This is a genomic window from Streptomyces sp. NPDC021356 (genome assembly GCF_040641015.1).
Classification (GTDB): domain Bacteria; phylum Actinomycetota; class Actinomycetes; order Streptomycetales; family Streptomycetaceae; genus Streptomyces.
In genome coordinates this window covers 13,050-26,202 of record NZ_JBFACU010000028.1, presented here as the reverse complement: position 1 = coordinate 26,202, position 13,153 = coordinate 13,050, and the positions used below count along the sequence as shown (strand labels likewise).

General features: G+C 73.7%; 11 protein-coding genes. 7 read left to right on the top strand and 4 right to left on the bottom strand.

The annotated features are described in order from the left end of the window. Positions 1–3 precede the first annotated feature (3 nt). The 3 genes from AB0G56_RS30315 to AB0G56_RS30305 all read right to left on the bottom strand — a co-directional run bounded on the left by AB0G56_RS30315 (position 4) and on the right by AB0G56_RS30305 (position 4,002). Complete coding sequence (locus tag AB0G56_RS30315) at positions 4–1,341, bottom strand: ABC transporter substrate-binding protein (protein WP_360975367.1); 1,338 nt, start codon at positions 1,339–1,341, stop codon at positions 4–6. Between the two features lie 88 nt (positions 1,342–1,429). Continuing rightward, entirely contained in the window at positions 1,430–2,659 is a 1,230-nt protein-coding gene (locus AB0G56_RS30310) for an ROK family transcriptional regulator (RefSeq protein WP_360975364.1), read from the bottom strand. 248 nt (positions 2,660–2,907) lie between these two features. Next, the gene (locus AB0G56_RS30305; protein ID WP_360975361.1) at positions 2,908–4,002 is read right to left on the bottom strand and encodes a mechanosensitive ion channel family protein; all 1,095 of its coding nucleotides are present in this window, start codon (positions 4,000–4,002) and stop codon (positions 2,908–2,910) included. 361 nt (positions 4,003–4,363) lie between these two features. On the opposite strand from AB0G56_RS30305, the gene AB0G56_RS30300 reads away from it, so the two are divergent. From AB0G56_RS30300 to AB0G56_RS30285, 4 genes are all read left to right on the top strand, one after another. Continuing rightward, the gene (locus AB0G56_RS30300) at positions 4,364–4,900 is read left to right on the top strand and encodes an HNH endonuclease (RefSeq protein WP_360975357.1); all 537 of its coding nucleotides are present in this window, start codon (positions 4,364–4,366) and stop codon (positions 4,898–4,900) included. 468 nt (positions 4,901–5,368) lie between these two features. Continuing rightward, a complete protein-coding gene (locus AB0G56_RS30295; protein ID WP_360975551.1) occupies positions 5,369–5,581 on the top strand; it encodes a hypothetical protein in 213 nt (70 codons plus the stop codon). Beyond that, positions 5,582–7,867: a 4-alpha-glucanotransferase gene (malQ, locus tag AB0G56_RS30290; protein WP_360975354.1), complete on the top strand. Its 2,286-nt coding sequence runs from the start codon at positions 5,582–5,584 to the stop codon at positions 7,865–7,867. A gap of 83 nt (positions 7,868–7,950) precedes the next feature. Further along, complete coding sequence (locus tag AB0G56_RS30285; RefSeq protein WP_360975351.1) at positions 7,951–8,211, top strand: hypothetical protein; 261 nt, start codon at positions 7,951–7,953, stop codon at positions 8,209–8,211. Between the two features lie 205 nt (positions 8,212–8,416). On the opposite strand, the gene AB0G56_RS30280 is transcribed toward AB0G56_RS30285, so the two are convergent. After that, positions 8,417–9,061, bottom strand: coding sequence for a TetR family transcriptional regulator (locus AB0G56_RS30280; protein WP_360975349.1), 645 nt, complete (start codon positions 9,059–9,061; stop codon positions 8,417–8,419). A 508-nt stretch (positions 9,062–9,569) separates the two neighbouring features. On the opposite strand from AB0G56_RS30280, the gene AB0G56_RS30275 reads away from it, so the two are divergent. The 3 genes from AB0G56_RS30275 to AB0G56_RS30265 all read left to right on the top strand — a co-directional run bounded on the left by AB0G56_RS30275 (position 9,570) and on the right by AB0G56_RS30265 (position 13,141). Continuing rightward, a complete protein-coding gene (locus AB0G56_RS30275; protein ID WP_360975346.1) occupies positions 9,570–11,006 on the top strand; it encodes an FAD-dependent monooxygenase in 1,437 nt (478 codons plus the stop codon). Positions 11,007–11,155: 149 nt separating this feature from the next. Then, complete coding sequence (locus AB0G56_RS30270; RefSeq protein ID WP_360975343.1) at positions 11,156–12,163, top strand: DMT family transporter; 1,008 nt, start codon at positions 11,156–11,158, stop codon at positions 12,161–12,163. Positions 12,164–12,193: 30 nt separating this feature from the next. Next, positions 12,194–13,141 (top strand): LysR substrate-binding domain-containing protein, encoded by a 948-nt coding sequence (locus AB0G56_RS30265; RefSeq protein ID WP_360975340.1) that lies wholly within the window; start codon positions 12,194–12,196, stop codon positions 13,139–13,141. The last annotated feature ends 12 nt before the right edge of the window (positions 13,142–13,153 follow it).

Here is a 13,153-nt window from a genome sequence, read left to right as displayed (position 1 = left end):
CTTCTACTCCGCCTGCGCGATGTCCGTGTCGATCTGGTGCGCCGCCTTCTCCAGGCCGGCCTTCAGGTCCTTCTGCTTGCCGCTCTCGTAGTCGTAGCCGAGCTGCTGGATCGTCACCAGGTACTGACCGCCGTTGATCGAGGCGGGCGTGGTGGTCGAGTCCGTGTCGCCCGCGATGTCCAGGAACGTCTTGAAGCGCGGGTCGTACTTCAGCTTCGGGGACTTCAGGGCGGCGAGCGTGGAGGGCACGTTGTGGATGTCGTTGGCGAATCCGACCACCGCGTCGGTGTCCGTGGAGATGTACTTCACGAATTCCCAGGCCGCGTTCTGCCTGTGGCTGGTGGCGGCGATACCGGTGACGGTGCCGGTGATGTAGCCCTTGCCGTACTGGCCCACCTGGTCGTCCGGGACGGGCAGCGGCGCCACGCCGATCTCGAACTTCGGCTTGGCCTCCTCGGCCATGCCCAGCCGCCACTCGCCGTCGAGCTGCATGGCCACCTGACCGGTGTGGAAGGGGTGCTTGGGGCCCCACTCGTCACCGAGGGTGGCCCGGAATTTCTCCAGCTTCTGGAATCCGCCGAGTTCGTCGACGAGTTTCTTCTGGTACGTGTAACCCTTCGCGAAGGCGGGGTCCTTGGCGACGTTCGACTTGCCGTCCGCGTCGAAGTACCGCGGTGAGAACTGCGCGAAGAGGTGCTCGGTCGTGGATTCCCAGCCGTGGTAGGTCGGCATGAAACCGAGCTGCTTGTAGCCGTCCCCGTCGGGAACCGTCAGCTTCTTGGCGTCCGCCTCGAACTCGGACCAGGTCTTCGGCGCCCGCTCGATCCCCGCCTTCTCGAACGCCGTCTTGTTGTAGTAGAGCCCGTACGCGTCGCCGAGCAGCGGCGCCGCGCACCGCTTCCCGTCGAACTGCGTGTACTCGTTCATCGCCTTCGGGAACGTCTTCTCCGGGTCGATCGCCGCCTTCTCGAAGAAGGGGTCGAGGTCGACCAGCGCGCCCGAGGAGCAGAACTTGCCCACGTTGTTGGTGGTGAAGGAGGAGATCACGTCCGGCGCCTTGGCGCCGCCGGTGCGCAGCGCCTGGTTCATCTTGTCGTCGGTCATGTTGCCGACGACCTTGACGTGGATGTTGGGGTGCGCCTTCTCGAAGCCGGCGATCAGCGACTGGACGGCCTTCACCTCGTTCGGCGCGCTCCAGGCGTGCCAGAAGTTGATCGTCGTGTCTTTCGAGGCGTCATCGTTCGCGCCTGGGTCCGGCTGGCCGGTACAGGCGGTGGCACAGAGCACGACGGAGACGGAGGCGGCGAGCGCGAGAGCCGCTTTCCTGGACACTTCGGGCATGGCGGGATCTCCCTGGGGCGGGCGGTGCGGGAAGGGGAGGGCGGGGAACGACAGGCGACGAAGACGAGGGGTGGTGCGGGCTGCGGGCTCAGCGTGAGGTGTCGAAGACCTCGTCGCGGGTGGCCGCGAGCGCGCTCTCCAGCGCGCCGCGCAGCACGGGCCGCTCCCGTACGCCGCCCATCACCAGGCGCGGCCGGGAGGCGGCCAGTTCCTCCAGTTCGGCCTGGACCAGGGCGCGCAGCACCTCGCCGCCGGCGGTGAGAGCGCTGCCGCTGAGCACCACCAGCTCGGGGTCGAGGACGGACACCAGGGAGGCCAGGCCGGTGGCCAGCCGGGTCGCGTACGCCGTCAGCAGCTCCCGGTGGGGGCCGCCCGCGTGGTCGGCGGCGCGGGCGACGAGCGCGGCGGCGGCCTCGGTGTACGGGCCGGAGGGCAGGTCCTCGATGCCGAGCCGGCGGGCGAGCTTCGGCACCACCTGCGCGCCGGCCAGTTCCTGGAAGCCGCCGCTGTTGGCCCTGGTCACCTGGCGGACCAGGGGGGCGCCGGGCACCGGAAGGAAGCCGACCTCGCCGGCCCCGCCGGTCCAGCCGCGGTGCAGCCGGCCGCCCAGGACCAGGGCGGCGCCGAGGCCCTCCTGGTTCCACAGCAGTACGAAGTCCTGGTGACCGCGGGCCGAGCCGAGGCGCTGCTCGGCGATGGCGACCAGGTTGACGTCGTTCTCGTACTCCACCGGCATCGGCAGGGCCGCGGCCAGCTCGTCGAGAATCGCGGGGGAGTGCCAGCCGGGCAGGTGGGAGGCGTAGCGCAGGCGGCCGGTGTTGGGGTCGAAGGCGCCGGGGGTGCCGATGACGAGGCGGTGGACGTCGGCGCGGGCCAGGCCCGCCGCCTTCACCGCGCCGTCGAGCGCGTCGGTGACCTGCCGTACGACCGGCTGGGAAGGATGCCGGCCGGGGGTCGGCAGGCGGAACTCGCCGACCGTGCGGCCGGTGACGTCGGCGACCGCGGCGCGGATGCGGTACGGGTTGACGTCGAGCCCGGCGGCGTACGCGGCGGCCGGATCGACCGAGTACAGCTGTGCGTTCGGGCCCGGCCGGCCCTCGCTGGTCCCGGTGGCGCGGACCAGCCCGGCGGCCTCCAGCCGGGCCAGCAGCTGGGAGGCGGTCGGCTTGGACAGCCCGGTGAGCTTGCCGATCCGGGTCCGCGACAGCGGCCCGTGCTCCAGCAGCAGATCGAGGGCGGCCCGGTCGTTCATGGCGCGCAGGACCCGCGGGGTGCCCGGTGTGCCCGGCGGACCCGGCGTGCCGTTCGTCCCTGCCATGTCTCTCGCCCCCTGCCCTCGAAGATCACTGTTAGGAAAGTTTCCTGTTCGGGTGGCAGGAACCTAAGCCCGCGACGAAGGGGGCGTCAAGGGTGGACGGACGGGAGGCAACGGAGTCGTTATCTGCGGTGCAGGCGCAGGCGCAGGGCAGTGGCAGGCGCAGGCGCAGGGGCGGGCGGGGGGCGGGAGCGGGGGAGGGGCGGCCCACGGCTTCCGCGCCGCCCGCCCGCAACCCCCGCCCGCGCCCCCTACTTACCGGTCGGCTGCTGCGGCGGTATCGGTGTCGCCGCCCTGGTTTCCGAAGAGCCCGGGTCGGAGTGCACCGACGGGGCGGCGACCGCGGCCATCGGGTCGGCGGCCGACTCCTCCTCCGGCAGGGCCGTCGCGCCGCCCACGATGCGGATGTCGGCCTCGTCGAAGGCGCGCTTGATGCGCCAGCGCAGCTCGCGCTCGACGGCCGTCGACTTGCCCGGCATCGTCTTGGCCGAGACCCGCACCACCATCGAGTCGATCAGCACGCTGTCCAGGCCCAGCACCTCGATCGGGCTCCAGAGCAGCTCGTTCCAGGGCTCCTCCTTGCCCATCTTCTCCGCGACAGCGGTCAGCGTCTCCTTGAGCCGGTCCAGGTCCTCGCCCGCCTTGACGGTCACGTCCACGCCCGCCGTCGCCCAGCCCTGGGACAGGTTGCCGATGCGCTTGACCTCGCCGTTGCGGACGTACCAGATCTCACCGTTGTCGCCGCGCAGCTTGGTCACGCGCAGACCGACCTCGATCACCTCGCCGGAGGCGACGCCCGCGTCGATCGTGTCCCCGACGCCGTACTGGTCCTCCAGGATCATGAAGACACCGGAGAGGAAGTCCGTGACCAGGTTCCGGGCGCCGAAACCGACCGCCACACCGGCCACACCGGCGGACGCCAGCAGCGGGGCCAGGTTGATCTGGAACGCGGACAGCACCATCAGGGCGGCCGTACCCATGATCAGGAAGCTCGCCACCGAACGCAGCACCGAGCCGATCGCCGCTGAACGCTGCCTGCGCCGCTCCGCGTTGACCAGCAGCCCGCCGAGGGTCGTGCCGGCCCCCTGCTGCGCGGTGCGGTTCATCCGTTCGATCAGCTTGGTGATCGCCCGCCGGACCACCACGCGCAGCACACTCGCTATGACGAGGATCAGCACGACCCGCATGCCGATCGCCAGCCACGTGGACCAGTTCTGCTCGACCCAGCTCGCCGCCTGGTTCGCGCTCTCCTGGGCATCCTGGAGCGTGGGGACCGAAACGGACGGCGTCTCCGTGGGCGACGGCGACGGACCGGCGGCGGCCGACAGGACGGCGGACAAGGACACGGCAGGTACCTCCAGGTGCGTCCGCCCGTCGGCGCCGCGATCCGAACGCGGCGGTGGACATCGTCTGGTCGATATCGTCTGGGTCACGAAGAGGTCACCGGACGGGCAGGGCAACCACACTAACGGGGCACGGTGTGCGGGTTCCCGGGAAGTTCCGGGGAGGGCTCCGCGCGCAACGCGCGCATCCCGCTCTGAGCAGGCCGTGTGGGCCGGCCCGGAACCGGGGGATGTATGAGGTGTGGTCGAAAACACTCCCAGCCCGTTACCGGGACATGGTGGCGCGTCCACCAGGCCTGAGGGGAGACTGACTGCAGATCGTCCCGGCGCGAGCCACGCGCCGCCGGCGTACAAGGAGGCCCCCGTGCCGCATGTCCTGGTCCTCAACGCGTCGTACGAGCCCCTCGGCGTCGTACCGCTCCGCCGCGCGCTCGTCCTCGTGCTGGAGAACAAGGCGGTCTGCCTGGAGGAGTCCGGCGCCCATCTGCACAGCGCGACCGTCACCGTCCCCGCACCCAGCGTGGTCCGGCTCAAGCGATTCGTACGGGTTCCCTACCGGGGGCCCGTTCCACTGACCCGAAGGGCGCTGTTCGCGCGGGACGGGGGCCGGTGCATGTACTGCGGCGGCGTCGCCACCAGCGTCGACCACGTCGTCCCGCGCTCCCGCGGCGGCCAGCACGCCTGGGACAACGTGGTGGCCTCCTGCCGCCGCTGCAACCACGTCAAGGCCGACCGGCACCTCGTCGAACTGGGCTGGCGGCTGCACCACAAGCCGGCTCCGCCCACCGGTCTGGCCTGGCGCATCATCGGCACCGGACACAGGGACCCGCGCTGGCTGCCCTACTTGCAGCCGTACGGCGCGGACGACGCCCTGGCCCGGATCGACGGCATCTCCGCCTGACGGTCCGGGCCTTCGCACAGGCGGAGGACGGGTGGGCCGGGGTCCGCCTCGGCGGCCGGTCCCGCCCCGGCCGTCCTCCGAACGGTCGGGGGGTCCCGCCTCGCCGTCCTCCGAATGCCGGGGCGGAAGTGGCCGCCGGTCCCTGCGTAGCGCAACCTGGAGAGAGCGGAAAGTGACCAGGAGCACGTAGTTCGTTCCCGTGCGTCTGCCGTCGCGCGCACTGGGTAGGGCTGCGGTAATCCGCTCGATGCCGCACCCGACAAGGAGACCCCCGTGACCGCACCGGCGCACCTTCTGCTCTCGGCCCTGACCGACACGGCCCTGTCCGACACAGCGCTCTCCGACGCAGCTCTCTCCGACGCAGCGCTCTCCGATACGGAAGGGCCGGAGACCGCCCTGCCCAAACCCGGGGCGGGCCCGGCCCTGGAACACCGGCCGCCCGCCGACCCCCGCCCGGACGCACCCCACCTGGACGACCTCCCCTTCGACGTCCCGCACACGCCCGACGCCGCGCACACCGACGTCTTCACCTCCGAGGCCCCCTACGCGGAGGCGCCGCTGACCAGCGAGCCGCCGCTGCCCGACGCCGAACCGCTGACCAGCGAACCGCCCTTCGCCGAGGCCGCGCCGCTGACCAGCGAGTCCACCGCCGACCCCGACCCCTGCGGCGCGGAGCGGTAGATGACCGCGCCACGGCCGGCCGAGCCCCCCGGGGAAGACGACCTCACCCGGCTCGCGGCGCTGCACGGCGTCGCCACCTCCTACAGCCCCTCACCAGGGCGGACGGTGGCCGCCTCGGCCGCCGCCGTCGTCGCGGCCCTGGCCGCCCTGGACGTCGACGCAGACACCGCCGGGGCGACCCGCGCCGCGCTCACCGCCCGCGAGCGCGAACTGCGGGAACGGCTGCTGCCCCCCACCGTCGTCCACTGGAGCGACGCCGGCCCCCCGCAAGCCCTGGCGGCGCTGCCGCCCGGCACCCGGCTCCGCGTCGAGACCGAGGCGGGCGAGACGCGCGCCACCGCCGAAGGCCTCCCGCCCGGCGTGCACCGCCTGACCGCCACCGCCCCCGACGGCCGCAGCGGCGAAGCCCACCTGATCGTCGCCCCGCCCCGCCTCCCCACCCCGCCCGGACGCTCGTACGGGCTCCTCGTCCAGCTCTACTCCCTGCTCTCCCACCGCTCCTGGGGCATGGGCGACCTGGGCGACCTCACCGAGCTGAGCGGCTGGGCCGGGCGAACCCTGGGAGCCGGGTTCGTGCAGGTCAACCCGTTGCACGCGGCCGTGCCCGGCGCCCCCACCGACCCCTCGCCCTACCGCCCCTCGTCCCGCCGCTTCCCCGACCCCGTGCACCTGCGGGTGGAGGACGTCCCCGAGTTCCCCTACGCCGCCGAAGACGCGGGCCGGGAACGGCTGCGGGCCCTGCGGGAACGGGCCGCGCGGCTGCGCGCCGACGTCCTCGACAAGGGCGCCCTGATCGACCGGGACGCCGTGTGGGACCTCAAACGCCAGGCGCTGGAAGTGCTGCACCGGGTGCCGCTCGGCCCCGGCCGCACCGCCGCCTACGCCGCCTTCCGCGACCGCGAGGGCCAGGCACTGGAGGACCACGCCACCTGGTGCGCGCTGGCCGAGGTGCACGGCCCGGACTGGAGCCGGTGGCCCGAGGGGCTCAGGGACCCGCGTTCGGCCGAGACCGCCCGCGCCCGCGCCGAACTGTCCGACCGCGTCGACTTCCACGCCCGCCTCGCCTGGCTCACCGACGAGCAGCTCACCGCCGCCCAGCGCACCGCCCGCGAGGCGGGCATGCCGGTCGGCATCGTGCACGACCTCGCCGTCGGCGTGCACCCCGGCGGCGCCGACGCCTGGGCCCAGCAGGACCACTTCGCCGCCGGCATGTCCATCGGCGCGCCACCGGACGCCTTCAACGCCCGCGGCCAGGACTGGGGCCTCCCGCCATGGCGCCCCGACCGCCTCGCCGCCTCCGGGTACGCCCCGTTCCGCCGCCTGCTGCGCGCCCTGTTCCGCTCCGCGGGCGCCCTGCGCATCGACCACGTCATGGGCCTGTTCCGGCTGTGGTGGGTTCCGCAGGGCCGCCCGCCCACGGAGGGCACGTACGTCCGCTACGACGCCGAGGCCATGCTCGCGGTCCTGGTGCTGGAGGCCTCCCGGGCGGGCGCCGCGGTGATCGGGGAGGACCTCGGCACCGTCGAGCCCGGGGTGCGCGAGACCCTGGACCGGCGCGGCGTGCTCGGCACGTCGGTGCTCTGGTTCGAACGGGACTGGGACGGTGACGGCCGCCCCCTGCCGCCCGAACGGTGGCGCGCCGACTGCCTGGCCACCGCCACCACCCACGACCTGCCGCCCACCGCGGCCCGCCTCACCGGCGAGCACGTCGCACTGCGCCACCGCCTCGGTCTGCTCACCCGCCCGCTGGCGGAGGAGCGCGCGGAGGCCGCCGCCGACGCGGAGGAGTGGCTGACGCTGCTGGGCACCCTGGGCCTGCTCCAGGAGCCCGGCGAGGACGGGGAGCAGGCCGGGGGCGGGGAGCAGGCCGGTGACGGGGCGGGCGTCCGAGCGGGCGAGGCGGCCGGTGACGGGGCCGGGGACCAGGGCGGTGCCGGCGCCGGTTCGGAGGCCGGTGACGGCGCCGGTGTGGAGGCCGGCGACGGGGTCGGCGCTGAGGCCCGTATCGAGGCCGGGATCCGGGCCGTCCACCGTTTCCTGCTGCGCACACCCGCCCGCATGGTCGGTCTCTGGCTTCCCGACGCCGTCGGCGACCGTCGCCCGCAGAACCTCCCCGGCACCTGGTACGAGTACCCGAACTGGCGACTGCCCGTCGCCGACGCCGCGGGCCGGCCCGTGTCGCTGGAGGACCTGGCCGCCGCGCCCCGCCTGCACGCGCTGACGGACGTGCTGCGCGCCGGGACGACACGCGGGGCAGCGCCCGGTACGGCGGGGACGGAGGGATGAGCGCGGGGGCGTGCGGACGGCGCATGCGCCTCATACGGCACCCCGGACGCGCGCCTCGTTCCGGCGTTCGCTACTTTTGCACCGTGGACAAGAAGAACGCCCTGCGCGCCGGCAGCCTGGCGGCCGGTACGACGCTGATGATGCTGCTCATGTCGTCCCCCGCGCTCGCGGTGACCCGCGACGACGGTGACGACCCCGGCAAGGGTATCGGCGTCGCCGAGACGCTGGGGCTCTTCGTCGGCATCCCGCTCGCCCTGTTCGTGATCATCGCGGGTCTGGTCATGGTCCTGGACAAGTCCCACAAGCAGCAGAGCACCAGCCGGAACGTGGACGTCAAGGCCTGACGCCCCGCCCGGCCACGGTCCGTCCGTCCGGAGAACTCCCCCGGAGGGCGCCCGTCCTGCCCGCGCACGCATCGCCGTACGCGGGCAGGACGGGCGCCCTCCGTGCGTTGTCCGCCGCAGGCCTCGGCGGCTTCGGTGGCTTCGTCGAGCCCAACGGCTTCGTCGGGCTTCGTCGGGCTCGGCGGCCTCGGCGCCCCGGTGGCCGTCAGGGGCTGGGCGCCGTCAGGTACCGCTGCACGGTGGGCGCCAGCCAGGCCAGCACCTCCTCGCGTGCCAGGGCGACGGCCGCCGGAAGCCGCAGGACGTACCGGGTGAGGGCCAGGCCGAGCAACTGCGACGCGCACAGGGCGGCCCGCGCGGGCACCTGTTCCGGGTCCGGGCACACCGCCCGCGCGACCGGCAGCAACTGTTCCCGGAACACCCGCTGCATCCGCTCGGCCCCGGCGGCGTTGGTGACCCCGACCCGCAGGATCGCCGTCAGTTCGCCGTTCTCCTCCCACAACGCCAGGAAGTGGGAGACGAGCGCGCGGCCGACCTCGTCGCGGGGCAGCGCGGAGGCGTCCGGGAGCCGCAGGTCGATGGAGACGGCCGCCGCGAACAGGCTCTCCTTGTTGCCGTAGTAGCGCATGACCATCGACGGGTCGATCCGCGCGTCCTTGGCGATCGCCCGGATGGTCGCCCGTTCGTACCCGTCCGTCGCGAACCGCGTCCGCGCGGCGGTGAGGATGGCGGCGCGGGTGGCGTCGGAACGGCGGCCGGGCGCGGGCGCGGCGGCGGGGGAGCGGGCGGGCGCGCCGGTGGAGGCGCCGACGGGCGCGCCGGTGGTGTCGGGCGAGGCTTGGCGTGGCATGCCAACAAGCGTAGGTCAACGACTGTGGGCCAACAATCATGTGCCTACGGGCGTGGGCCTACGGGCGTGGACGAAACCGGGCTGACGAGGGCCGTGGCGGGCCAACGAACGTGTGCCAACGCACGTGTGCCAACGGGTGTTGGGCCAACGGGTGTGGGCCAACGAGTATGGGCCAACGGCCGTGGGGCGACGGAGGTGCGCCCACAGGTGTTGCCCACGCGCGTTGGCCACGCACGTTGCCCACGCGCGTTGGCCACCGCCTGTGGGCCACCGCCTGTGGGCCACCGCCTGTGGGTCACCGCCTGTGGGTCACCGCCTGTGGGTCACCGCCTGTGGGCTAACGCCCACAGGTCAACGGTGGCGCCCAGCCGCCGCAGCTGCGCCAACAGGTGTATGCCAACGCTCGTGGGCCAACAACCGTTGACGCGCTCCCGCCGTCGGGTCTACGTTGGCAGTGGGGCGTTGGCCAACAACTGTTGGCCCGCGCGCAGCCTTCGAGGAGGCCCTCATGACCACCACCCCCGTGATCGTCGTCGGCGCCGGCCCCACCGGGCTCCTGCTCGCCGGTGACCTCGCCGCCGCCGGTGTCCCCGTCACCCTCGTCGAGAAGCGTCCGCACCGGATCAGCAACCTCTCCCGCGCCTTCGTCCTGCACGCCCGGACCCTCGAACAGTTCGACGCGCGCGGTCTCGCCGACGGCCTGGAGGCCCTCGGCCGCCCCCTGGACCGGCTGGAACTCTTCGGACGGCTCGCCATCGACCTCACCCGCCTGCCCTCCCGCTTCCGGCACGTCCTCGTCCTGCCGCAGTACGAGGTGGAGAAGGTGCTGGAGCGGCGTGCGGCCGACAACGGCGTGGACTTCCGCCACGAGACCGAGGTGACCGGGCTGTCCCAGGACGCGGACGGCGTGACGGTGGACGTGCGGGGCGCCGACGGGCGGGCCGAGGCGCTGCGGGCGGCGTACGTGGTCGGGGCGGACGGGATGCGCAGCGCGGTGCGGGCGGCGGTCGGGCTGCCGTTCCCGGGGCGGTCGGTGATCCGTTCCCTCATCCTGGCGGACGTACGGCTGGCCGAGCCACCCGAGACGCTGCTGACCGTCAACGCGGTCGGGGACGCGTTCGCCTTCCTCGCGCCGTTCGGCGACGGCTACCACCGGGTCATCTGCTGGCGCCGCGACCGTGACGTGCCCGAGGACACACCCGTCGGGCTCGACGAGGTCAAGGAGATCACCCGGCTCGCCCTGGGCCGCGACTTCGGCATGCACGACGCCCGCTGGACGTCCCGCTTCCACAGCGACGAACGCCAGGCGCCCGCCTACCGCGTCGGCCGGGTCCTCCTCGCCGGGGACGCCGCCCACGTGCACAGCCCCGCCGGCGGCCAGGGCATGAACACCGGCCTGCAGGACGCGGCCAACCTGAGCTGGAAGCTCGCCCAGGTCGTCACCGGCCACGCCCCCGAATCGCTCCTGGACACCTACCAGGCCGAACGCCATCCGGTGGGCAGGGCCGTGCTGCGCAGCAGCGGTGGCATCGTGCGCCTCGCCATGGCCGGGCGCCCCTGGACCCTGGCGCTGCGCGCCGCGCTCGTCACCGTTCTCGGTGCCGTCGCCCCCGCCCGCCGCCTGGTCGCGGGTCAGGTCACCGGGATCGCCTTCCGGTACCGCGCGCCGCGCGGCTCCCACCGCCTCGTCGGACTCCGGGTCCCGGACGTGTCGCTCGCCGGGGGCGGCCGGCTCCACGAGGCCCTGCGCGGCGGCCGGTTCGTCCTCCTCACGCCGGACGCCCACCAGGTGGGGGAGGACCGCGCCGGCCGGCTGACCGCCGCCCGCTGGGCGAGCGGACGCCGTACGGCCCTGCTGGTACGGCCCGACGGCTACGTGGCCTGGGCGGCGGACACGGCCGACCCGGCCGCGATCGAGGCGGCGCTCGCCGCCCACGTGGGCTGACCGGCAGAGACCGGCAAGAACCCCCGAGCCTTCTTTCAGCCCTCCCCCTCCTTCCCGACCTCCTTTCAGTCCTCCTTTCAGCCCTCCTTCCCGACCTCCTTTCAGATCTGCTGAAAGGAATGCTCGAAAAGATTCGATGGACCTGACAGGTGGCCGCTGTCACGGTGGGGTCGTCCCTGCCCCCGCACAGCGAGAGGACCCACGTGGCCCGAGCCCTGAGCCAGACCACACCCACACCCACACCCACACCCACACCCACACCTACAGCGGCCCCCGACCTCCGGGCCCCGAGGCCCGCCGTTCTCGGGCTCGCCCTCGCCGCCCTCGCCACCGTGGTCTGGGCGGGCAGCTTCGTCACCTCCCGCGCGCTGCACGACAGCGTGCCGCCGGTGCAGCACGCTTTCTGGCGCTGGGTGGTGGCGCTCGTCGCCGTGGCCCCCTTCGGCGCCCGCGCGGCCTGGCGGCAGCGGGAGCTGATCCGCCGCCACCTGCGCTACGTGCTGCTGGCTTCGCTGCTCGGTGTCGCCGTCTACAACACGCTGGTCAACCAGGCCGGACTGACGACCCCGGCCGCCAACATGGGCATGATCATGGCCGCCTCCCCGGTGCTGATGGCGGTCCTCGAACGGGCGGGCGGCGTACGCCTCGGCGCGCGCCGGGTCACGGGCCTGCTGATCGCCTGCGCGGGCGTGGTGCTGCTCATCGGCGGCGCGGGGGCGGCGTCGTTCTCCTCCGGCGACCTGTGGATGATCGCCGCGGCCTGCTCCTTCGGTTCCTACAGCGCCCTGCTGCGCCGCCGCCCCGCCGAACTGGAGGGCACCGCCTTCCTGTTCACCACGTTCCTGTTCGGCACCGTCATGCTGCTGCCCGCCCAGGGGATCAGCCTCGCCGTCCAGGGCGGCTTCGACCCCAGGCCCGGCACGGTCCTGCCCCTGCTCTACGTCGGTGTGCTGTCCTCCGCCGTCGCCTTCTTCGCCTGGAACAAGGCGATCTCCCTCGTCGGACCGACCCGCGCCGGAGTCGTCTACTACCTCCAGCCGGTCTGCGTCGCCCTGCTCTCCTGGGCGCTGCTCGGCGAGGCGGTCGGCCCGCTGCAGGCGCTGTGCATGGCACTGATCCTGGGCGGGGTGGCGTTCGGCGCCACGGTCCGGCGGTAGTGCGCCGGCGGCGCCGTATAGGTTGCCGCCATGGCCGAGTGGGAGATCCGGAAGCTGCGCATCCTGCGGACGCTGGGGGAGCGGGGGACCGTGACCGCGACGGCCGAGGCGCTGCACATGACCCCGTCCGCCGTCTCCCAGCAGCTGACCAACCTCGCCGCACAGCTCGGGGTCCCGCTGCTGGAGGCGCAGGGGCGGCGGGTGCGGCTCACGGACGCGGCCCGGCTCGTGCTCCGTCACGCGGAGGCGGTCTTCGAACAGTTGGAGCGCGCGGACGCCGAGCTGTCGGCGTACGCGCGCGGCGAGGCCGGCGAGGTGCGCGTCGGGGCCTTCTCGACCGCCGTGCCCGCCCTGGTCGTACCGGCGGCGCGGGCGCTGCGCGCAACGCATCCGGGGGTGACCGTGCGGGTGCGGGAGACGGAGGCGGGCGAGGCGTACGACCTGCTGGCCGCCGGCGAGGTAGACCTCGCGCTGTCGCTGGCCGCGCACGCGCCGACCGCGGTGGACCCGCGCTTCACCCGGGTGCCGCTGCTCGCCGACCCGCTCGACCTCGCCCTCCCGCCGGACCACCGGCTGGCCCCGGCGCGGGAGGTGCGCCTCGCCGACCTCGCGGCGGAGCCGTGGATCTTCGGCGGCAGCGGCCCCTGGTCGGACATCACGCGTACGGCGTGCGAGGCGGCCGGGTTCAGCCCGTACCAGGGGCACTCGGCGGCCGGGTGGACGGCGATCCTGGCGATGGTGGAAGCGGGGATGGGCGTGGCGCTCGTGCCGCGCATGGCGGCCGTGCGCCGGGACGGCGTGGTGATGCGTGCCCTGGGCACGGACCGCCCGCACCGGCACGTGGTCGCGGCCGTACGCAAGGGAGCGCGGGACGCGCCCGCGCCGAAGAGGGTCCTGGCGGCCCTGCGCACGGTGGCCGCCGACCTGTCCCACTTGTCCGACGTGCCCGACCTGTCCGGCCAGGAGCGGTTCACCTGACCACACCCGTAC

What these genes read in the sequence shown, in the direction of transcription:
- AB0G56_RS30310 (WP_360975364.1), bottom strand. Translation starts at nt 2,659, where the DNA reads ATGGCAGGGACGAACGGCACGCCGGGTCCGCCGGGCACACCGGGCACC.
- malQ (WP_360975354.1), top strand. Translation starts at nt 5,582, where the DNA reads ATGACCGCGCCACGGCCGGCCGAGCCCCCCGGGGAAGACGACCTCACC.
- AB0G56_RS30315 (WP_360975367.1), bottom strand. Translation starts at nt 1,341, where the DNA reads ATGCCCGAAGTGTCCAGGAAAGCGGCTCTCGCGCTCGCCGCCTCCGTC.
- AB0G56_RS30265 (WP_360975340.1), top strand. Translation starts at nt 12,194, where the DNA reads ATGGCCGAGTGGGAGATCCGGAAGCTGCGCATCCTGCGGACGCTGGGG.
- AB0G56_RS30280 (WP_360975349.1), bottom strand. Translation starts at nt 9,061, where the DNA reads ATGCCACGCCAAGCCTCGCCCGACACCACCGGCGCGCCCGTCGGCGCC.
- AB0G56_RS30275 (WP_360975346.1), top strand. Translation starts at nt 9,570, where the DNA reads ATGACCACCACCCCCGTGATCGTCGTCGGCGCCGGCCCCACCGGGCTC.